Genomic DNA, 20039 nt, shown 5'->3' with positions numbered 1-20039 from the left:
ATGTTAGAGAAACTAAATGAGTTCAGCTGAACCCATGCCGCTCTAAGCGCTGAAAATGTCCGGTTTGCCGTCGCGAATGCCAATCGCCAGCTTGCCGGTTTTCAAGCCTTGTGCGACTTCGCCAAACAGCTCATGCCGCCAGCCGCGCATCATCTGCAGGTGATCCCCGCCATTGCCGGCGAATTCCTCGATATCGGCCGCGTTGGCAATCAGGCGCGGGGCGATGTTTTCGCGCTCGCAGACCACTTTCAGGCCCAGTTTCAATACATCGGCAATGGCTGATGCACCTTCCGGCTGCGGGCCTCTCGACGGTTCAATTCGTGGAAGTTTGTCCTTCGACATGGCAAGGCCTGCCTCGATGGCGCGCAGGATTTCGTCTCCCAGCCCGCCATCCGCCAGCCCGCGCGGCAGAGCGCGCAGTTTCGCCAGCCCGGCCTTGTTGCGCGGCGCCTGTGTTGCCAGTTCAGAAATTGCATCGTCCTTGATGATGCGGTTTCTGGGCATGTTCTTGAATTGCGCACGCTCTTCACGCCACTTCGCCAGGGCAACGGCAATTCCCATCTGCTTGGGATTGCGCGGGCGGAATTTCAGCCGCTTCCACGCATCGTCCGGTCTGGAAATGTATGTATCGGCAGATGCAATGACCGCCATTTCTTCCGCCAGCCAGGGCGTGCGGCCGTTTTCGGCCAGCATGTCGTGCAGCTTTTCATAGACCACCCGGAGATGGGTGACGTCGGACAGCGCATAGGCAAGCTGCTTGTCGGTCAGCGGCCGGCGGGCCCAGTCGGTGAACCGGGAAGACTTGTCGACCTGCTGGCTGGCCAGCTTGCGGACCAGTGCCTCATATCCGACCTGGTCGCCGAACCCACACACCATCGCGGCAATCTGCGTATCGAAGATCGGTGTCGGCGTGGCGCCGGTTGCCTCAACGAAAATCTCGACATCCTGCCGGGCGGCATGGAACACTTTCAGCACCGCCTCATTCGCCATCAACTGATGGAACGGAGCCAGGTCGATGCCGTCGGCCATCGGGTCGATGATGGCCTCCTCGCTGGTTCCCGCAATCTGGATCAGGCACAGGATCGGCCAGAACGTGTGCTCGCGCATGAACTCGGTATCAACAGTCACATAAGCGTCTGAGGAAAGCGTTTTACAGAGGCGGGCGAGGTCGTCGGTGGTGGTAATTATTTGCATGGGCAGGGACAAAGCCAGAATGTTGGCCGCAAATCAAGCGCATCGCTTCAATCTATGGTTGAAAACACCGTCAATCGCTCTTGCGTTGGCCTTTGTTGGCGGCCTTGTGGGCCAGGCGATACATCACCGGAGAGGTTCTGAGCAGCGTCGCATAGCGTTTTTTCGCCTTCATGTCAGGTGTCCGGCGCACTGTCATTCTCCACAGGGTTACGGCTACCAGGCTCAGGTGCACGATGCTGGTGTAGGTGAAGAAGAAGTCCGGTCCGAAGATTAACAGCACCTGTGCGGCCACAAACGGCCCGATCATCGCGCCCAGCGAAAAGAAGAAACTCAACCCGGCGGCCACGATGACATACTGTCCCCGTTTTGCCCGGTCATTGGCATGCGCTGCCGACAAGGAGTACAGCGGCAGGGCAAAGGCGCCGAACATGAAGATGCCGGTCAGGGCCATCGAATGTGATGTCCCGGCTGCATAGGACAATACGAAGCCTGCAGCAGCAGCGCCCAGTGTGGCAATGATCAGGACCCAGCGCCGGTCGAGCCGGTCCGACAGCCAGCCGAGCGGCAACTGCAAAACCGCCCCGCCAATGATGCCTGCACTCATGAAAGTAGCAACGCCGGTCGTGTCAAAACCGATGTCTGATGCATAGATCGGCCCCATCAGCCGGAAGGTCGAATTGGTCATGCCGATGGTGATGCAGCCGAAACAGGCCAGCGGTGACACGGCCCAGATGCTGGCGATGGAAAACCGGAACTCGTCAGGCGGTTTCGGGGCGGTCCTGTCCATCAGGGATATCGGTACCAGCGACAGGCAGGTCATGATCGCCGCGATGGCGAAAATGGCGAAGCCGTACGCACCGAACACCGGCAGCAGGAACTGCGATCCGGTAACCGCCGCAAGGTCCACCAGCCTGTAAACCGACAAGGTGCTGGCGCGATGGGCATTGTCAACGGACGCATTGAGCCAGCTCTCGATGACCATGAACAGGCCGGCAAAGCAGAAGCCGGAAATGAAGCGCAGGCCAATCCACGCAACGGGGTCAAGCCACAAAACCATGGTCAGCGATGCCGATGCCGCTATGGCGGCCAGTCCGGAGAACACGCGAATATGGCCTACTGCGCGGATCAGCCTTGCGGTAAACAGGCATGACAACATGAACCCTGCATAATAGCCGGTCCCCATGAGCCCGATCAGCGACGGATCGAACCCTTCGTGAGCAGAACGCAGGGCAATCAGCGTGCCTTGCAATCCGTTGCCGGCAAGCAGGATGCCGGCGGCGGCGAGCAGGGGAGACAGGGGAAGCAGGAAATTCATCGACGTGCGTCCGCGCGAAGCAAAATCAGTGCGTACATCTGTCCTAGACTTCTGTCCTCGGGTTCTCAAGCCAAAACCTTGACAAATAGGCTGCCTCGTGCGCTTTTCCCGCGCATTCCAACGCACAAGTTCCGTGTTTGCCAAGAGGGTTACCCATGCACGCCTATCGCAGCCATTCCTGCGCCCAGCTTTCCAAGACCAATGTAGGTGAAACCGCACGCCTTTCAGGCTGGGTTCACCGTGTGCGCGACCATGGCGGTTTGCTGTTCATCGACCTGCGCGACCACTACGGCATGACCCAGGTCGTGGCTGACCCGGACTCACCCGCCTTCAAGACTGCTGAAGCCGTGCGCGGTGAGTGGGTCATCCGTGTCGACGGAGAAGTCAAGGCGCGCTCGGAAGAAACCGTCAACACCAACCTGCCGACCGGAGAAGTGGAGGTGTTCGCACGCGAAATCGAGGTGCTGTCGAAAGCATCGGAGTTGCCGCTGCCGGTGTTCGGCGAGCCTGACTATCCCGAAGATATCCGGCTGAAATACCGTTTCCTCGACCTGCGCCGTGAGACGCTGCATGCCAACATCATGAAACGGTCAGCCATCATCGCCAAGATGCGGGCTGAAATGGCCGGTGCCGGCTTCAACGAGTTTTCGACGCCCATCCTGACTGCATCGTCGCCTGAGGGCGCGCGCGACTTCCTGGTGCCGAGCCGGATCCACCCGGGCCAGTTCTATGCGCTGCCGCAGGCGCCGCAGCAGTACAAGCAGTTGCTGATGGTGTCGGGTTTCGACAAGTACTTTCAGATTGCGCCGTGCTTCCGCGATGAAGACCCGCGCGCCGACCGGTTGCCCGGTGAGTTCTACCAGCTCGACCTTGAGATGAGCTTCGTGACCCAGGACGATGTACTGAGTACTGTTGAACCGGTGATGCGCAACGTGTTCGAGGCATTTGCCGACGGCAAGCCGGTGACCGAAAGCTTCCCGCGCATTGCCTATGCCGATGCCATCCGCAAGTATGGTTCCGACAAGCCGGACCTGCGCAACCCGATTGAAATGCAGGCGGTGACCGAACACTTTGCCGGCTCTGGTTTCAAGGTGTTTGCCGGCATGATCGCGTCTGATCCGAAGGTCGAAATCTGGGCGATCCCGGCAAAGACCGGCGGCTCGCGCGCCTTCTGCGACCGGATGAACTCGTGGGCGCAAGGCGAAGGCCAGCCCGGCCTGGGCTATATTTTCTGGCGCGGCGAAGGTGAAAACCTTGAAGGGGCGGGGCCGTTGGCCAAGAACATCGGACCAGAGCGGACTGATGCCATTCGCACCCAGATGGGCCTGGATGACGGTGATGCCTGTTTCTTTGTTGCCGGCCTGCCGGAAAAGTTTGCCAGCTTCGCAGGCGCTGCGCGTGACCGGGCAGGGGCGGAACTTAAGCTGATCGATGAAGACCGTTTCGAACTGGCCTGGATCGTCGACTTCCCGTTTTACGAATTCAATGAGGAAGAAAAGAAGGTCGATTTTTCGCACAACCCGTTCTCGATGCCGCAGGGCGAGATGGATGCGCTGGAGAACCAGGACCCGCTGACCATCAAGGCCTACCAGTATGACCTGGTGTGCAACGGTTTCGAGATCGCCTCGGGCGGTATCCGAAATCACAAGCCGGAGACCATGGTCAAGGCGTTCGAGATTGCCGGATTGCCAAAGGACGTGGTCGAGGAACGCTTCGGCGGCCTTTACCGGGCGTTCCAGTATGGCGCACCGCCCCATGGCGGCATGGCGGCTGGTGTCGACCGGGTTGTGATGCTGCTGTGCGGTACGCGAAACCTGCGCGAGATCACCCTGTTCCCGATGAACCAGCAGGCCTCCGACCTGCTCATGGGCGCGCCGTCCGAAGCAGAACCGCGCCAGTTGCGGGAACTGCATGTGCGGTTGTCCTTGCCGAAAGAGTGAACGCCGGCCGAAGGTGACCTCCCTGCAAACACGGTTTGCATGATCCCGGCTCCATGTCCTGAGTATTGTGCTGTGTGACACCTTCGGTTCGCAGCAATCTATACTGTGGAATGTCTTCTTACGCTGCTATAGGCTTGGAGCCATAACAAGATCCGCCAGGACATGAACAACCCGGAAGAAACGCCTCCATGCCACGCATTGTAACCGACGAGCTGCGCGAAAACGCGCTGCACTACCATCGCAACCCGAAACCGGGAAAACTGGAGATCAAGGCCACCAAACCCTTGTCCAACCAGCGCGATCTGGCGCTGGCCTATTCACCCGGTGTGGCGGCTGCGTGCATGGAGATTCATGACAAGCCCGCTGAAGCGCATTCGCTGACGGCGCGCGGCAATATGGTTGCGGTGATCACCAACGGCACCGCCGTTTTGGGGCTTGGCGATATCGGTCCGCTGGCGTCCAAGCCGGTGATGGAAGGCAAGGCGGTCCTGTTCAAGAAATTTGCCGACATCGACGTATTTGATCTGGAGCTTGATGCCAAGGATTCCGACCTCTTCGTGAATACTGTCGCGGCACTGGAACCGACCTTCGGGGGCATCAATCTGGAGGATATCAAGGCGCCGGAATGCTTCATTATCGAAGACGAGCTCAAGCAGCGCATGAACATACCGGTGTTTCACGACGACCAGCACGGCACGGCAATCATTGTCGCCGCTGCGATCGTAAACGGGCTGGAGATTGCCGGCAAGAAACTGGAAGACAGCAAGATTGTGACCTCCGGCGCAGGTGCTGCAGCGCTGGCCTGCCTCAACCTGGTTGTCGGCATGGGGGCAAAACCGGAAAACATCTGGATTTCAGACATTGACGGCGTGGCCTATGAAGGCCGCGACGGCATCAACCAGTGGATGGCGCCTTACGCCAAGAAGACCGAAGCCCGCACCCTCGGCGATATCATTGAAGGGGCTGACGTGTTCCTGGGGCTGTCCGCAGGCGGTGTACTGAAACCGGCGATGGTCGAAAAGATGGGCGACAAGCCGCTCATCATGGCGCTGGCCAATCCCAATCCGGAAATTCACCCCGATGAAGCCCGCAAGGTCAAACCTGATGCCATGATCTGCACCGGCCGGTCTGATTTCCCCAATCAGGTAAACAATGTTCTGTGCTTCCCGTATATCTTTCGCGGTGCCCTGGATGTCGGTGCGACGGCGATCAATGAGGAAATGAAGATTGCGGCAACCCATGCTATTGCCGCCCTTGCCCACGAAGCGGTTTCCGAGCTCGCCGCACGTGCCTATGAAGGTGGCGTCTCTTCGTTCGGCACAGACAGCCTGATTCCCAACCCGTTTGACCAGCGCCTGATATTGCGCATCGCACCTGCCGTTGCAAAGGCGGCCATGGAGACAGGCGTGGCGACAAGGCCGATTGAGGATTTCGACGCTTACGTCGAACACCTGACACGCTTCGTATTCCGCTCCGGCATGATCATGCGTCCGGTGTTTGCCGCTGCCAAGCAGAACCCCAAGCGCATCATCTACGCCGAAGGTGAAGATGAGCGTGCCATGCGTGCTGCATCCCTGGCCAAGACAGACGGCTGGGCCATTCCGATCCTGATTGGCCGGCCTGACGTGATCGAGCGCAGGGCTGCCTCTTTCGGGCTTCATCTCAAGGCCGGAAAGGATGTCGAGGTCATCAACCCGGAATCGGACCCGCGCTATCTGGATTACGTCAACACATTGGTTGAAATCGCCGGCCGCAAGGGCGTACCGCTGAATGCCGCCAGGACACTGGTGCGGACCAATTCAACCGTGATCGCGGCACTCGCCATTCAGCGCGGCGACGCCGACGCGATGATCTGTGGACTCGAAGGACGGTTTTACAGCCATCTCGACCACATCCGCCGGATTATCGGCATGGGACCACGGACCGGTGATTTTGCTGCCATATCGGGCTGCATTCTGGATCGCGGCGTCTACTTCTTTGCCGATACCTACGGCAATGTCGAGCGCTCGCCCGCGGAGATGGCGCAACTGACCCGGCGGGTGTCAGGCATCATCAAGCGCTTTGGCGTCGAGCCCAAAGTGGCCTTGTTGGCCAATTCCAGCTTTGGCTCCGCCGAGTCGGCAGAGATCCAGCTGATGCGTGACACTGCCGACCTGCTGCATGAGCAGGGCACCGACTTTGAGTTTGATGGCGAGATGCATGGCAACACGGCGCTGAACGAAGATTTGCGCCAGCGGCTGTTCCCGGGATCCACCCTGACAGGCGAGGCCAATGTGTTCATGTTCCCGAACTCCGACGCGGCCAACCTGGCTTACCAGCTGGTCATGGAGCTCGGCGCCGGCACACCGATCGGCCCGATCCTGGTGGGCGCCGCGGCAACCGCCCATGTGCTGGTGCCGGCCGCCACCACCAGGTCGGTGGTCAATGTATCGGCTGTTGCCGCGGTGGAAGTGCAGGCGCGTATCGACTACGCCAACTCCATCACGAAGGCGTAGGGTCAGAACTCTGGCGTGGCTGCCGACTGAGCTTTGCAAAGCGCATCTGCTGGCGGATGAAGGCGGCGATGAACAGGCCGGTCATGACCAGTACGATGGTCGGCGCAGGGGCTGAATCCAGATGAAAACTGGCAAACACACCGGCAAGGCTTGAGCCGACCGCGACCGCGACGGCGACGCCCAGCATGGTTTCAAACCGCCGCGTGACAAGAAATGCGATCGCTCCCGGCGCGATCAGCAACGCAATCGCCAGTATGATCCCGGACGCTTTCAGCGCGCCGACGATGGCCAGCGAGATGGCGGCCAGCAGCCCGTAATGCAAAAGCTGGACTTTCAGCCCGATGGCACGAGCGTGCTGTGCGTCAAACGCATGCAGCAGCAGGTCCTTGCGCCAGATCGCCATGCCCAGGCTGCAAATGATCGAGATGACGGCTGTTTCCGTAACATCGCCCCAGGTCAGTCCGAGAATGTTGCCGAACAGAATATGGTCGAGATGTACCTCGGTCTGTATGGCGACATACATCACCAGGCCGAGGCCGAACATGCCGGAGAACACCACCCCCATTACGGTATCTTGCTTTATTCTGGAATTACGGTCCAGGAATCCGGTTGCCATCGCACATGCCATGCCCGCCGCGAACGCACCGGCGGCCAGGGGCGCGCCGACAATGTAGGCCAGCACGATGCCGGGCAGCACTGCGTGTGAAATGGCGTCACCCATCAGCGACCAGCCCTTGAGCACCAGGAAACAGGACAGGACCGCCATCGGCACCGACAGCAGGAAAGTGATGATGAACGCCTTCTGCATGAACTCGAAGGCAAACGGCTGCATGAACCAGTCAAGGACGGGGCTCATGACCGTGTCTCCAGGACGGCTCGGGCCTTTGCCCTTGCCGCCAGCATGCCGTGCTTTGGCGCCAGCAAGAAAGCGAGAAGGAAAACAGCAGTCATCAGGATGACGATGATCCCGCCGGTCGCGCCGTTGAGGAAATAGCTGAGATAGGCTCCGAGAAAGCTGGTGACGGCTCCAATCGACACTGACAGGATGATCAGTCTGGAAAACCGGTCGGTCAGCAGATAGGCGGTGGCACCCGGTGTCACCACCATTGCGATCACCAGAAACGCGCCGACTGTCTGCAGTGCAGCAACGGTGCACGCTGCCAGCAGGGTGAAGAACACCAGCCTGAGGGCGGTTGTGTTCAACCCGACTGAGCGGGCGTGGTTCTCGTCGAAGAACGTGACCATCAGGTCTTTCCATTTGAGCAGCAGCACGGTCATGGAAACGCCGCAGATGATGACCAGCTGGACCAGGTCTTCCGGGGTAATGGCGAGGATATTGCCGAGCACGATGGTCTGGATGTTGACCGATGTCGGTGACAGCGAGACCATGAACAGTCCCAGCGCAAAGAACGATGTAAAGATCAGGCCGATGATGGCGTCTTCGCGCAGCTTGGTGCGCTGGTTCAGAAACAGCATGGTCAGCGCCGCCAGGCCGCCGGAGAAAAACGCCCCGATCGAGAACGGCAATCCGAGCATGTAGGCGCCGGCCACGCCGGGCACGATCGCGTGCGACAGGGCATCGCCGATCAGGGACCAGCCCTTTAACATCAGATAGGCCGACAGGAAACCGCACACGGCACCGACCAGCGCGCAAGCCCACATGGCATTGACCATGTAGTTGTAGGCAAACGGCTCCAGCAGCAGGTTCATTTTCGCCGCTCCTGTTCTTCTTCCTTTTCCTTGTCGCCGTAAATCACGAACGGGCGCTCATCGTCGGTGAGAACCGTAACGGTGCGGGCATCATCGTCGTCATGCAGGTCTTCGCCGCCCAGGGTGAACTGGCGCAGCACGCCGCCGAAGGCATGTTCAAGATTGGCCTGCGTGAACACCTGCGCCGTCGGTCCGTCGGCAAGCACGGTGCCCTTGATCAGGATGGCGCGGTCGCAGAACTGTGGCACCGAGCCGAGATTGTGGGTCGAGACAAGTATGATGTGTCCTTCATCGCGCAAACCGTGCAGCAGTTTGATGATGGCGTCCTCGGTCTTCACGTCGACGCCCGTGAACGGTTCGTCAAGCAGGATGATCCTGCCTTCCTGGGCGAGCGCCCGGGCCAGGAACACCCGTTTTTTCTGGCCGCCGGACAGTTCGCCGATCTGGCGTTTGCGGAAGTCGCTCATGCCAACCCGCTCAAGTGCGCTGGCAACCATTTCATGGTCACGTTGCTTCGGCATGCGCAGCCAGTTCATGTGGCCGTACCGGCCCATCATCACCACATCCTCGACCAGGACGGGAAAGTTCCAGTCGACTTCTTCGGATTGCGGCACATAGGCGACAAGGTTGCGCTCCAGCGCCTGTTCCTCGCTCATGCCGAGCATTCTGACGTCGCCCTTGGCCAGTGGTACAAATCCCATAATGGCCTTGAACAGGGTGGACTTGCCGGATCCGTTGACGCCGACGAGGGCCGTAATCGTGCCGGCCGGCAATGAGAAACTGGCGTCATAAAGTGCAGTGTGACCGTTACGATATGTAACGGTCACATCCTGGACTTGGAGTCCGTCGTCGTTGTGTTGCTCTGTTCGGACCGGGTTTAGCATCACTTCAATCCCGCCGCGATTGTTTGGGTTGTGACGCTGAGCAGGTCGAGATAGGTGGGCACGGGACCGTCCGGGCCGGATAGTGAGTCCACGTACAGTACCCCGGCGTATCTGGCGTCGGTTTCACGCGCCACCTGTTTTGCGGCAGCCGGCGAAATCGTGCTTTCGCTGAACACCGACCTGATATTGTTGGCCCGTACCTCGTCGATCACCCGGCGCACCTGCTGTGGCGTTCCCTGCTGGTCGGCATTGATCGGCCACAGGAACAGTTCCTTCAGATTGAAATCCCGGGCCAGGTAGGAAAATGCGCCTTCGCTTGTGACCAGCCAGCGTTCGTTGTCGGGAATGGCGGCAAGTGACTGGCGGATGGGGGCAACGCGGGCTTCGATCTCGGCTTTGTAACTCTCTGCATTGGCTTTGTAGACATCTGCGTTTTCCGGATCCTGTTCAGCCATGGCACGGGCCATGTTGTCGACATACACTTGCGCATCTGTCGGGCTCATCCAGGCATGCGGGTTGGGTTTTCCGGAGTAGGGGCCTGCCACAATGCTCATGGGCTGGACCCCGTCGCTGATGACGACGGACGGAACGCCGGACAGGTTGGCGAGAAACTTCTCAAACCACTGTTCCAGGTTGAGCCCGTTCCACAATATCAGGTCGGCATCCTGGGCGCGGACAATGTCTTTGGGGGTCGGCTGGTAGTTGTGTATTTCCGCGCCGGGCTTGGTGATGGAAACGACCTCAGCGGCATCTCCGGCCACGTTGGACGCCATGTCGGCAATGATGGTGAAGGTGGTGACAACCTTCAGTTTTGCATGGGCACCTGGCGCCATGCCGAACATGGCGACCGCCAGTGTTGCCAGGATTGCGATCTGTTTCAGGTTTTGACCCACGTACGATGCTCCGGTTGTCAGTTTGCTGGCGGTTACTTTATGTAAATGCAAATTATTTGCAATAAGGAATTTCACAACGGCATTTTGTTATTGCAAATGATTATCAACTTGCTAGTTTGCCGCCATGTCGACACCGTTGGACAGCGATGAACTTTTGAACGCCCTGCGTGAGGGCGGGGCGCGTATTACCAAGCCGCGCAAACTCATCATCCAGATATTGGCCGACAAGGGGGACGAGCATCCCGATGCCATGGATATTTTCCGGCGTGCTGTGAGGCAGGACAGCCGCATCTCGCTGCCCACTGTCTACCGCACCTTGAAAATGCTGGAAGAACATGGCGCCATCCAGCGCCACGCCTTTGTCGACGGCAGGTCGCGCTATGAGCCGGCAGACGGGCCGCACCATGATCACCTGATAGACATGGACACCGGCGCGGTGATCGAGTTCCAGTCGGAGAAGATCGAACGCCTGCAGGAAGAGATTGCCCGCGAACTGGGTTATGAAATTGTCCATCACCGGCTCGAATTGTACGGTCGTAAGACTAAAGTATAAGGTTTTTGCCGACCGTGGCATTTATGCAACACTTTTCAAAATAATGCATCGACGCCTCTACTCGCCCTTGAATGTGCTGCGCAGCCGCATCTATGGTCAGGTCATCGAGAAGCTGATTGCTTCAAGGGATTCGCGAGCAGGAGGTTCCATGCGCCGCACATTACTATCACTTTCCGCGATTGTACTCGCAGCGGCTGTGGCAGTGCCAACAGCAAGCGCAGAATCGCGAAACGGCAAGCAGTGCAGTAATTTTATCGAATGTCTTTTTGGTGGAATCGGCAATAACAACAACGGCGACAGGAGCCGCTCCGGCTTCAATTTTGGTGGGGGCGGTGGTAACTACGGACCCAGTACGCGGAGATTGGTCAGTTTTCCGCAAGGGGCCAAACACAAGACGGGCACGATCATTGTCGATACGTCCGAACGCAACCTCTACCTCATTCAACCCGGCGGCAAGGCCTACAAATACCGCGTCGGCGTAGGCCGCCAGGGCTTCCAGTGGTCCGGCAGCGCGAAAATTTCCCGCAAGGCCACGTGGCCAAGCTGGACACCGCCAAAACGAATGATCGCGCGTGAAAAGAAAAAGGGCATTATCCTGCCGGCGCGCATGGAAGGCGGTCCCAACAATCCTCTGGGCGCCCGCTCACTTTATATCGGCAGCTCGCTGTACCGTATTCATGGCACCAACAACCCGTCTTCAATCGGCGGTGCTGTATCGTCGGGCTGCATTCGCCTGACCAACACTGACATTATCGATCTTCACAAGCGCGCCCGCGTCGGTGCGAGGGTGATCGTGCGCCGCTAGCAGGCAGCGCCCACATAACTGGTTTTGCAGGGGAGCCTTGGGGGGTTACCCTGACCCCGGAACGCACGAGGGGGCTCAAGCGTTCCGGGGTCTCTCATTTTTGGGGCCTGTTTTTGCTTGGCCAGGCGGGCGAAAACCAGTTCGCCGAATCCTTTCTACCAGGGCTGGACAGAAATTGCCCGGATGCGCATATTGCGGTGCAATATAATTCGTCTGTCGCCAGTTTTAAGCGAGATTCCAGCCATGCTTCCTGCCACCCAGACCCTGTATTTCGAAGATCTGTCCGTTGGCATGTCGGAGACCTATGCCAAGGAGGTCAAGTCGTCCGACGTGATAGGTTTCGCTGAGATATCAGGTGACCGTAATCCGATCCATCTGTCGGAACACTTTGCAGCCCAGACCCCTTTCAAGGGTCGAATTGCCCACGGCCTTTACACAGCCAGCCTGATTTCAGCAGTGATCGGCACCAGGTTGCCGGGGCCCGGCGCGATCTACATGAAGCAGACACTGAATTTCAAGGCTCCGGTGCGCATTGGTGACATTGTAACGGCGCGTGTCGAAGTGCTGGAATTGAGCGACAAGGGCAATCGCGTCAGGCTGGCCTGCAGTTGCTCGGTTGAAGATCTGCTGGTGCTGGAAGGCGAGGCCCTGGTCAAGGTGCCGAGTGCGGATGACGACTGACGCACGCAGAAAACTCAATTTCATCATAACTGCAGTATAATCTTTGCCTGATCGGGATTCTGCAGAATCGCCGAATCTGCTAATACCTGCTTAAAGAAACATGTTTGTTGCGTTGAGTTCGCGCCATCGGGGGAAGGTGAAGTTGTCGATCATCCTTGTAAAAGGCCCCGTATCACATGACCGGGTTGAACAATTTTTCCGAAGAGACGATTGCTGTGGATTCAGTATCCGCTGATCTTGATGTGTTGGAAAAGCTGGCCGCAGGCGGCGGAACCTTGAGCGAGGACGATTTTAAACTGCTGGTGCAGTGCAGTGCACGTCTGTCACGCCTTATCCCGTTGCTGACAGCCAACAACGCTGCTGCCGGAAATCGGAAATCGCCTGCCAGGAAACGGCCCGCCAAGCCAAAAACGGCCCGCCAGTCACCAACGAAGTTCCACCTTTGAACGCTCTGTGGAATGACACGAACCGCTTAACGCGGGCCGGTTTTCAGGGTTTGCATCTCACAGTAATGACGCCGCCAGCAGCACACCGCCAAGCGCGATGATGCCCAGGCTCAAGATTGTGCCGAAACGATTGTCCAGTTTCAGTTTCGACACAATCCTCAAAAATGGTTCACGTGCCGCAATCAGCAGCACGCCTTCTGCCAGCGCCACCCAACCGACAAGCGTCACGAAACCAGCCAGCCATCCGGTCCACAGTGAATGCACGGCCAAAATCGTGCCGCCGATGGCAAACGCCATGACGCCGCCCAGATAGCCCAGTACCGGCTGATCAATAAGCGACTCCATCATGCCAGCCATCACCTTGCGGTCGCGCAGGATGGCGATGCCGCCGCAGATGAAATAGAGCCCGATCAGGGCGGCAAGTATCTGGGTTACGGCCATCTGTGCATCCTCCTGGTTCGACTTCACTACCTGTCAGATATGGGGAGCAACAGGCGTTGTTGCCAGCCTGGTCTCGCCGGGGCTCAGGTTACCTGATCGCCAAAACCACGAAAGCTCCATAGGAAAACCGCATTGAGTGCGTTACACTAAGGCAGACGGCCTTGATGAGTACCATGTCGATTTATCGGAGGTTACCATGAAAACAATGCTTGTTCCTGCTTTCATTGCCCTGTTCGCATTGCCGGCTGTCGCCGGCTCGATGCCTGAAGCAACACCCGCTCCGGCAACAAATGCCAACACTGCAGTAACGACCACAACGGCCGCTGAAGCTGCCGCCACAGTGGCGACGGGCGAAGTCGGCAAGACCGGCAAGCAGTCACAGTCCGTACCGTCTTATTCCGGGTATGGCGGTGGATGTGACCGCGGCCATTCGTCAACGGAAGCCATGCTGATCAACTGATCCGGGTATCCGGCGAAGACGAGATGCCGATGCGAACTCCCGTCAGATGCCTTCGGCGATCTGGCGGTCATATTCCACTGCATCAAACCGGCCCAGCGACATTGCCACCAGGCAATCATCGCTCAGGGTCCATTCTTCCCAGCCCTGTACCTTGACCCGGTTGCCGGTACCTGAATGGGTGCCTTCCAGGGTCCAGACGAAAATCGCCTGGTTGCCGGCAGCACGAATATCATCCAGATGCACGATCAGGTCTGGAAACTCCTCGTAAAACCCGGCCGCCATTTCCGCGACCGCTGCCCGGCCCGCGATCTCATCGCCGCCATTGATGGCAATCTTGCCGTCGGGCGCATAATACGACGCGACGCCTTCCGGTGACTGGGAACTCCAGGCAGCAGCATATTTTGCCGCCATGTCATGAACGGATTTCGGGGAAGGGGCCATGTGTCGGGTGTTTCCTGATGGTGTGAGGGATTTGCTGCCGAGCGCTCATATCGAGTGTTGAGCATAGGGAAATACAGGCCGGTTTGGAAAGAGGAGTTCGCCAGCAATCCATTCAAATTGTCACCCCAGCGAAGGCTGGGGTCCATAGGCAGCAATTTGGACACGCGTCGTTACGGAAATGGATGCCAGCCTTTGCTGGCATAACGATGATGCCCTCAGGAACCACGGCATTTTCCGAGTCAATCTGTCGCAAAGTCACCATCCGGTGGCCAGCCACACTCGCAGAATATCCGTCCGGATCGCCTAACTAGTTTTCTATCGCCGCATTGGGGGCAAGGTTCCGCGAGATATCCTTGTGCGATCGCGGCTTTCTCAGATCCAAGTGAATGTACGTTGATCGAGTCGACAGAGACATGGCGCGGTTTGTAACCCTTGTCGATCTGCTTCTTCAGATACGCTTTTGCCGATCCAGGCAGATCACGTAGTTCGCCCTTCTCCTGACGTTTTAAGGCTTGAAATTCGTTGAACCGGATTTGTGCCGCGGAAAGGGACATCCCGGTCTTTTTTGAAAGTTCTCCAGCATCCGCACAAGTCTCTACCATCATATCAGGGGCCAAAAAGTGCTCCGCAAATATGTTTGCTTCTCGTTCGTAAACTCGCACTGTTGACTGACTGCCGCGCAAATTGGTGACTGCCCGTGATAATGTGCCTCGATGAGAAAGCACTAAGTGAGCAAGCTCATGGGCTAAGGTCCATCTCGCTCTCGGGTTATTCGATCTAAGCTGGTCGACCACTGTCTTACGGAGATAGATGATCTTTTCTTCGCAATCAGCATAAGCTTCGTCATGAGGCATTGTATTGTCTGTTTTGACGATAATTTTCGCCCCGCGTACGATATCATTAATGCGATGTAGCAATATTTCGATTGGTAAAGGAAACGAATCAGAGCAAAACAACCTAATTCGCACTAGATTTGCGACTCTTGAAATTGTGCTGATTGATTTCATAATTTGTGCCTAACTCGCAGTATTTGAGCAATGTCAGCGAATTGAATTGATTGACTTTTTAGGATATCCTAGTTTGCGACTGAGTCGCAATATTGTGGACGATATTTTAAGCTTTGCAGCAACCAATATGGCGGAGCAGTTGCCCCGCCATCAGTTGGGTTATCCAATAAATCTATTGGATTTTATTCTATTGGCTTGCCAATGGGTCGCAGCGAGGTTGCCGTTGGCGTCGCTGCCGCCGAGTGAACTGGGCCAGACGTGGTCTATTTCCCAACCGTAGGTAGTTTTCAATCCATAGTCGAACCAGCTGATGTAATTGCCGAACCTGTCGCGCCTAATTCTAGAAGCGTCAAAACCGGGGACAATTGTAGCTTTTTGCCATGCGGCAACCTTGCGGCTGTCCGACTCGAACATTTGTAGTAAACTCATTTTGTGAGGTCCTTGGTATGTCAATTTTGGGGGCTAAGCATGTGGGGCATCGTGCTATTACGAGTAGCGCGGTGCCCTTTCTTCTTCCTAAAAAATGATCACTTTTTGTTCTCCTCGTGCTGATGGCCAACACCGGAGTATTGGCCTGTCAAGTTTGATAACAGGTGGGGCACAAGCCCCACCCTCCGACATTTGTTTAGCTGCAGCCACTCGTACTCCCGCAGGTATCGCACTTCATGCAGGTGCCGTTGCGGAGCAGGGTGAAGTTGCCGCATTCGCCGCAGCTGTCGCCTTCATATCCCTTCATGCGCGCCTCGACCCGGCGTTCGGCTTCGGTTTTCACCTGGCCGTCTGAATCGATGTCCAGCGGGGCCACGCTTTCCTCGGTCTCTATTGCCGGCTGCAGGCTGGCTTCAACCGCCATCTCGACAGCCACATCAAGAGCAGCCGCGCCGTCTGCCACATAGGCCGCTTCAATACGCGACTGGCTGGCGGCAACCGGATTGGTTATGGCTGCCGACGTCAGGCTGTTCGGCATCATGAACACATTGTCCGACAACTTCTGCCGTGTGTAGCCCGATGATGCCACCGCCATGGCCGGCATGCCGCCTGGAGGGCACGGCGCCGCGCCGGGCTTGCCTTCGTCTTCGCCCTTGCCCATGGCATCGAAGCGAATATCGGCTGGCTCGACATGGGCCAGGTCGTTGCGGCTCAGATAGGACACGGCCAGTTCGCGGAACACATAGTCGAGGATCGACGTGGCGTTCTTGATCGCCTCGTTGCCCTGGACCTGACCCGCAGGCTCAAAGCGGGTGAAGGTGAACGCCTCGACATACTCTTCCAACGGCACGCCATATTGCAGGCCGAGCGACACCGCGATGGCGAAGTTGTTCATCATGGCGCGGAAGGCGGCACCTTCCTTGTGCATGTCGATGAAGATCTCGCCAAGCTTGCCGTCGTCATATTCTCCGGTGCGCAGGTAGACCTTGTGCCCGCCGACAATGGCCTTCTGGGTATAGCCCTTGCGCCGCTGCGGCAGTTTTTCGCGCTCGCGCGCCAGCACCTTTTCGATGACCTTCTCGACGACCTTTTCCACCCGCTGTGTCTGCGGCATGGCGGCGACCTGATCGATCATGTCATCGGCGTCTTCGTCCTCATCCTCGATCAGTGCTGCATTGAGCGGCTGGCTGAGCTTGGATCCGTCGCGGTACAGCGCATTGGCCTTCAGGGCCAGCTTCCACGACAGCATGTAGGCCGCCTGGCAGTCCTCAACGGTTGCCTCGTTCGGCATGTTGATGGTCTTCGAGATGGCACCCGAGATGAACGGCTGTGCTGCCGCCATCATGCGGATGTGGCTGTCCACCGACAGGTAGCGCTTGCCGAGACGGCCGCACGGATTGGCGCAGTCGAAGACGGGCAGGTGCTCGTCCTGCAGTTCCGGTGCGCCTTCCAGCGTCATGGCACCGCAGACGAAGACATTGGCTGCCTCGATGTCCGCCTTGGCAAAACCGAGGTGGCTCAACACGCAGAAGTTGAAATCGTCAAGCTGTTCGGCGGAGATGCCGAGTGTCTTGGTGCAGAATTCTTCGCCCAGCGTCCACTTGTTGAACACGAACTTGATATCGAACGCCGATGCCAGGCCATCTTCCACGATCTGCAGTTCCTTGGACGTGAAGCCCTTGGCTTTCAGCGTTTCATGGTTGATGGCGGGAGCACCTGACAGCGTACCGTTGCCGACGGCATATTTGATGATGCCTTCGATCTGGCCTTCGCTGTAGCCCAGCGTGTGCAGGGCTGCAGGCACGGCGCGGTTGATGATCTTGAAGTAACCGCCGCCGGCCAGCTTCTTGAACTTCACCAGGGCAAAGTCAGGCTCGATACCTGTAGTATCGCAATCCATGACCAGCCCGATGGTGCCGGTCGGGGCGATCACCGTGGCCTGCGCATTGCGGTAGCCGTTCTTGGCGCCGAGCTTCACGGCCCGGTCCCAGGCGGCAACAGCGTGTGCCACCAGGTCCTTGTCGGCACAGTTTGCATGGTCAAGTGGCACCGGGTTCACCGCCAGCTTCTCATAGCCTTGAGAAGATCCGCGCGCGGCAAGCTGATGGTTCTTCATGACCCGCAGCATGGCCTTTGCGTTTTTCTTGTAGCCGGGGAAGGGGCCAAGCTCGCCGGCCATTTCGGCAGACGTTGCGTAGGACACACCGGTCATGATGGCCGAGATGGCGCCACAGATGGCGCGGCCTTCATCTGAGTCATAGGAGATGCCGGACGTCATCAGCATGCCGCCGATATTGGCGAAGCCGAGGCCCAGCGTGCGGTACTCGTAGGACCTTTTGGCGATTTCCTTGGACGGGAACTGTGCCATCAGGACGGAGATTTCCAGCACCATGGTCCACAGGCGGACACCGTGCTCAAAGCCTTCGATGTCGAACTTCGAGTTGGACTTGTCGAGGAAGGTCAACAGGTTCAGCGACGCCAGGTTACAGGCAGTGTCATCCAGGAACATGTATTCCGAACATGGGTTTGATGCGCGGATGTCGCCGGAGGCCGGGCAGGTGTGCCAGTCATTGATGGTGGTGTGGAACTGGATACCCGGGTCGGCACAGGCCCACGCCGCATTGCCGATCTTGCCCCACAGGTCGCCGGCATCGATTGTCTTGGCGACCCCGTCTTGCAGGCGCCATTTCAGGTCCCAGGAAGAACCGTTTTCAACGGCCCGCAGGAACTCGTCGGTCACGCGGACCGAGTTGTTGGAATTCTGGCCGGATACCGTGCGGTAGGCCTCGCCGTCCCAGTCGGTGTCATAGGTGTCGAATTCGATTTCCTTGAAGCCCTGTGCCGCAAACTGCAGGACGCGCTTGATGTAGCTGTCAGGCACATGTGACTTGCGCGCATCCTTGATGGCGCGCTTCAGGGCAGGGTTCTTGGCTGGATTGTAGCAGTCATCGCCAGGGCCGTCGCAGTTGACGCACGCCTTCATGATGATCTTCAGGTGCTGCTGGGTGACCTTGGAGCCGGTTACCAGTGCCGCAACCTTTTCTTCTTCCTTCACCTTCCAGTCGATATAGGCCTCGATGTCGGGATGATCGACATCCACCACCACCATCTTGGCGGCGCGGCGCGTCGTGCCACCGGACTTGATGGCGCCGGCAGCGCGATCGCCGATCTTCAGGAAGCTCATCAGGCCGGAGGATTTGCCGCCGCCTGACAGGGGCTCGTTCTCGCCGCGGATGAAGGAGAAGTTGGATCCGGTACCGGAGCCGTATTTGAACAGGCGGGCTTCGCGCACCCACAGGTCCATGATGCCGCCTTCATTGACCAGGTCGTCGGAGATCGACTGGATGAAGCAGGCATGTGGCTGCGGGTGTTCATAAGACGAAGTGGACTTGGTCAGCTTGCCGGTTTCAAAGTCGACATAGTGGTGGCCCTGGCCGGGACCGTCGATACCATAGGCCCAGTGCAGGCCGGTGTTGAACCATTGCGGGCTGTTTGGTGCACAACGCTGGGTCGCCAGCATGTTGACCATCTCTTCGTAAAACGCCAGCGCATCTTCTTCGGCATCGAAGTAACCGCCTTTCCAGCCCCAGTAGGTCCACGTGCCGGCCAGCCGGTTGAACACCTGCTGTGCAGACATTTCAGAAGAATAGCGTTCGTCTTCAGGCAACTCTGCCAGCGCATCTGTGTCTTCCACGGAGCGCCACAGCCATGACGGGACGGAATTTTCCTCAACCTTTTTCAGCCGTGCGGGTACACCGGCCTTGCGGAAGTATTTCTGTGCGATGATGTCGGAGGCAACCTGGCTCCAGGCCTTGGGGACTTCGATGTCCTTGAGCTGAAACACGATAGACCCGTCAGGGTTCTTGATTTCGCTGGTCGCCTTGCGAAACTCCACACCTGCATATGGACCTTTACCTTCGGCTGTAAAGCGCCGTTCTACCCGCATTGTATTCCCCTTCAAAGCAGCCTATCTGCTTTCAATTGATCAAGTTGTTGTTTTCAAGCGCTTTTCAGCGATCCCATTGTTCTTACGCCCCCCTACAGACAAGACTTCGCAGCAAAGCTTTACCTTCACGCGTACCTGGCTTCCCAGCCCGTACGCACAAGTCACAGCTTCCCCGTTTGGATAGTGCGGTATTACTCCGCTTTATCCATCGTTAGACCTTGGAGTTCGGTAACTAAAATTACCTTGGGGATGGCCCTAACTCCGAGCCGTCCCATGCCCCGTTCCCATGCACATGAATGTAGTGCCGATTGCGGGCTCTCGTCAATACCTAGTGTGTTAACGAAACCCTAACACAACATATAGTATCCACAGCCTTGACAGGTTCTGTGGATAACCGGA

General features: G+C 57.9%; 18 protein-coding genes. 7 read left to right on the top strand and 11 right to left on the bottom strand.

Annotated elements, in window-relative coordinates; genetic code table 11:
- Positions 1 to 42 precede the first annotated feature (42 nt).
- Both rnd and DHN55_RS21055 read right to left on the bottom strand, forming a co-directional pair.
- The gene (rnd, locus tag DHN55_RS21060; protein WP_108883649.1) at positions 43 to 1194 is read right to left on the bottom strand and encodes a ribonuclease D; all 1152 of its coding nucleotides are present in this window, start codon (positions 1192 to 1194) and stop codon (positions 43 to 45) included.
- A 70-nt stretch (positions 1195 to 1264) separates the two neighbouring features.
- A complete protein-coding gene (locus tag DHN55_RS21055; RefSeq protein ID WP_108883518.1) occupies positions 1265 to 2509 on the bottom strand; it encodes an MFS transporter in 1245 nt (414 codons plus the stop codon).
- Positions 2510 to 2664: 155 nt separating this feature from the next.
- Between DHN55_RS21055 and aspS the strand changes: the two genes are divergently transcribed.
- Entirely contained in the window at positions 2665 to 4449 is a 1785-nt protein-coding gene (gene aspS / locus DHN55_RS21050) for an aspartate--tRNA ligase (protein ID WP_108883517.1), read from the top strand.
- A 188-nt stretch (positions 4450 to 4637) separates the two neighbouring features.
- Positions 4638 to 6944 carry a phosphate acyltransferase gene (locus DHN55_RS21045; RefSeq protein ID WP_108883516.1) on the top strand — a complete coding sequence of 769 codons (2307 nt, stop codon included), beginning with the start codon at positions 4638 to 4640 and terminating at the stop codon, positions 6942 to 6944.
- Here DHN55_RS21045 and DHN55_RS21040 read toward each other — a convergent pair.
- Genes DHN55_RS21040 through DHN55_RS21025 form a run of 4 tightly spaced genes read right to left on the bottom strand, consistent with a single transcriptional unit; the run spans position 6931 to position 10380 of the window.
- Complete coding sequence (locus tag DHN55_RS21040; protein ID WP_108883515.1) at positions 6931 to 7800, bottom strand: iron chelate uptake ABC transporter family permease subunit; 870 nt, start codon at positions 7798 to 7800, stop codon at positions 6931 to 6933. The two genes, DHN55_RS21045 and DHN55_RS21040, sit on opposite strands and share 14 nt — an antisense overlap.
- Complete coding sequence (locus DHN55_RS21035) at positions 7797 to 8654, bottom strand: iron chelate uptake ABC transporter family permease subunit (RefSeq protein WP_108883514.1); 858 nt, start codon at positions 8652 to 8654, stop codon at positions 7797 to 7799. The genes DHN55_RS21040 and DHN55_RS21035 overlap by 4 nt, the downstream gene beginning before the upstream one ends.
- Positions 8651 to 9538 carry a manganese/iron ABC transporter ATP-binding protein gene (locus tag DHN55_RS21030; RefSeq protein WP_108883513.1) on the bottom strand — a complete coding sequence of 296 codons (888 nt, stop codon included), beginning with the start codon at positions 9536 to 9538 and terminating at the stop codon, positions 8651 to 8653. Before DHN55_RS21030 ends, DHN55_RS21035 begins: the two co-directional genes overlap by 4 nt.
- Positions 9538 to 10380: a metal ABC transporter solute-binding protein, Zn/Mn family gene (locus tag DHN55_RS21025; protein ID WP_108883648.1), complete on the bottom strand. Its 843-nt coding sequence runs from the start codon at positions 10378 to 10380 to the stop codon at positions 9538 to 9540. Before DHN55_RS21025 ends, DHN55_RS21030 begins: the two co-directional genes overlap by 1 nt.
- Before the next feature lie 175 nt (positions 10381 to 10555).
- Between DHN55_RS21025 and DHN55_RS21020 the strand changes: the two genes are divergently transcribed.
- From DHN55_RS21020 to DHN55_RS21005, 4 genes are all read left to right on the top strand, one after another.
- Positions 10556 to 10984 (top strand): transcriptional repressor, encoded by a 429-nt coding sequence (locus DHN55_RS21020; protein ID WP_108883512.1) that lies wholly within the window; start codon positions 10556 to 10558, stop codon positions 10982 to 10984.
- A gap of 148 nt (positions 10985 to 11132) precedes the next feature.
- Positions 11133 to 11789, top strand: coding sequence for a L,D-transpeptidase family protein (locus tag DHN55_RS21015; protein ID WP_108883647.1), 657 nt, complete (start codon positions 11133 to 11135; stop codon positions 11787 to 11789).
- Positions 11790 to 12032: 243 nt separating this feature from the next.
- The gene (locus tag DHN55_RS21010) at positions 12033 to 12470 is read left to right on the top strand and encodes a MaoC/PaaZ C-terminal domain-containing protein (protein ID WP_108883511.1); all 438 of its coding nucleotides are present in this window, start codon (positions 12033 to 12035) and stop codon (positions 12468 to 12470) included.
- Between the two features lie 176 nt (positions 12471 to 12646).
- On the top strand, positions 12647 to 12916 hold the full coding sequence (locus DHN55_RS21005; protein ID WP_108883510.1) for a hypothetical protein: 270 nt from the start codon (positions 12647 to 12649) through the stop codon (positions 12914 to 12916).
- Between the two features lie 57 nt (positions 12917 to 12973).
- Here DHN55_RS21005 and DHN55_RS21000 read toward each other — a convergent pair whose 3' ends face one another.
- Positions 12974 to 13357: a hypothetical protein gene (locus tag DHN55_RS21000; protein ID WP_337660633.1), complete on the bottom strand. Its 384-nt coding sequence runs from the start codon at positions 13355 to 13357 to the stop codon at positions 12974 to 12976.
- A 196-nt stretch (positions 13358 to 13553) separates the two neighbouring features.
- Between DHN55_RS21000 and DHN55_RS20995 the strand changes: the two genes are divergently transcribed.
- Complete coding sequence (locus DHN55_RS20995; protein WP_337660632.1) at positions 13554 to 13817, top strand: hypothetical protein; 264 nt, start codon at positions 13554 to 13556, stop codon at positions 13815 to 13817.
- Positions 13818 to 13859: 42 nt separating this feature from the next.
- Here the strand turns inward: DHN55_RS20995 and DHN55_RS20990 are convergent, their stop codons facing one another.
- The 4 genes from DHN55_RS20990 to DHN55_RS20975 all read right to left on the bottom strand — a co-directional run bounded on the left by DHN55_RS20990 (position 13860) and on the right by DHN55_RS20975 (position 19640).
- Positions 13860 to 14258: an SgcJ/EcaC family oxidoreductase gene (locus tag DHN55_RS20990; protein ID WP_108883507.1), complete on the bottom strand. Its 399-nt coding sequence runs from the start codon at positions 14256 to 14258 to the stop codon at positions 13860 to 13862.
- A gap of 239 nt (positions 14259 to 14497) precedes the next feature.
- Positions 14498 to 15265: an ImmA/IrrE family metallo-endopeptidase gene (locus DHN55_RS20985; RefSeq protein ID WP_108883506.1), complete on the bottom strand. Its 768-nt coding sequence runs from the start codon at positions 15263 to 15265 to the stop codon at positions 14498 to 14500.
- A 159-nt stretch (positions 15266 to 15424) separates the two neighbouring features.
- Positions 15425 to 15694, bottom strand: coding sequence for an HNH endonuclease domain-containing protein (locus DHN55_RS20980; protein ID WP_337660631.1), 270 nt, complete (start codon positions 15692 to 15694; stop codon positions 15425 to 15427).
- A gap of 196 nt (positions 15695 to 15890) precedes the next feature.
- Positions 15891 to 19640 (bottom strand): vitamin B12-dependent ribonucleotide reductase, encoded by a 3750-nt coding sequence (locus DHN55_RS20975; RefSeq protein ID WP_108883504.1) that lies wholly within the window; start codon positions 19638 to 19640, stop codon positions 15891 to 15893.
- Between the last annotated feature and the right edge of the window lie 399 nt (positions 19641 to 20039).

The sequence above is a fragment of the Anderseniella sp. Alg231-50 genome, assembly GCF_900149695.1.
GTDB lineage: Bacteria > Pseudomonadota > Alphaproteobacteria > Rhizobiales > Aestuariivirgaceae > Anderseniella.
The sequence above is the reverse complement of the archived record's forward strand: the minus strand, read 5'-3'. Positions and strand labels throughout refer to the sequence as shown.

Coding starts and splice junctions, on each gene's coding strand:
- DHN55_RS20995 (WP_337660632.1), top strand. CDS start 13,554: ATGAAAACAATGCTTGTTCCTGCTTTCATTGCCCTGTTCGCATTGCCG.
- DHN55_RS21010 (WP_108883511.1), top strand. CDS start 12,033: ATGCTTCCTGCCACCCAGACCCTGTATTTCGAAGATCTGTCCGTTGGC.
- DHN55_RS21035 (WP_108883514.1), bottom strand. CDS start 8,654: ATGAACCTGCTGCTGGAGCCGTTTGCCTACAACTACATGGTCAATGCC.
- DHN55_RS21025 (WP_108883648.1), bottom strand. CDS start 10,380: ATGTTCGGCATGGCGCCAGGTGCCCATGCAAAACTGAAGGTTGTCACC.
- DHN55_RS21030 (WP_108883513.1), bottom strand. CDS start 9,538: ATGCTAAACCCGGTCCGAACAGAGCAACACAACGACGACGGACTCCAA.
- DHN55_RS20990 (WP_108883507.1), bottom strand. CDS start 14,258: ATGGCCCCTTCCCCGAAATCCGTTCATGACATGGCGGCAAAATATGCT.
- DHN55_RS20975 (WP_108883504.1), bottom strand. CDS start 19,640: ATGCGGGTAGAACGGCGCTTTACAGCCGAAGGTAAAGGTCCATATGCA.
- rnd (WP_108883649.1), bottom strand. CDS start 1,194: ATGCAAATAATTACCACCACCGACGACCTCGCCCGCCTCTGTAAAACG.
- DHN55_RS21040 (WP_108883515.1), bottom strand. CDS start 7,800: ATGAGCCCCGTCCTTGACTGGTTCATGCAGCCGTTTGCCTTCGAGTTC.
- DHN55_RS21055 (WP_108883518.1), bottom strand. CDS start 2,509: ATGAATTTCCTGCTTCCCCTGTCTCCCCTGCTCGCCGCCGCCGGCATC.
- DHN55_RS20985 (WP_108883506.1), bottom strand. CDS start 15,265: ATGAAATCAATCAGCACAATTTCAAGAGTCGCAAATCTAGTGCGAATT.
- DHN55_RS20980 (WP_337660631.1), bottom strand. CDS start 15,694: ATGAGTTTACTACAAATGTTCGAGTCGGACAGCCGCAAGGTTGCCGCA.
- DHN55_RS21000 (WP_337660633.1), bottom strand. CDS start 13,357: ATGGCCGTAACCCAGATACTTGCCGCCCTGATCGGGCTCTATTTCATC.
- DHN55_RS21015 (WP_108883647.1), top strand. CDS start 11,133: ATGCGCCGCACATTACTATCACTTTCCGCGATTGTACTCGCAGCGGCT.
- DHN55_RS21045 (WP_108883516.1), top strand. CDS start 4,638: ATGCCACGCATTGTAACCGACGAGCTGCGCGAAAACGCGCTGCACTAC.
- aspS (WP_108883517.1), top strand. CDS start 2,665: ATGCACGCCTATCGCAGCCATTCCTGCGCCCAGCTTTCCAAGACCAAT.
- DHN55_RS21005 (WP_108883510.1), top strand. CDS start 12,647: ATGACCGGGTTGAACAATTTTTCCGAAGAGACGATTGCTGTGGATTCA.
- DHN55_RS21020 (WP_108883512.1), top strand. CDS start 10,556: ATGTCGACACCGTTGGACAGCGATGAACTTTTGAACGCCCTGCGTGAG.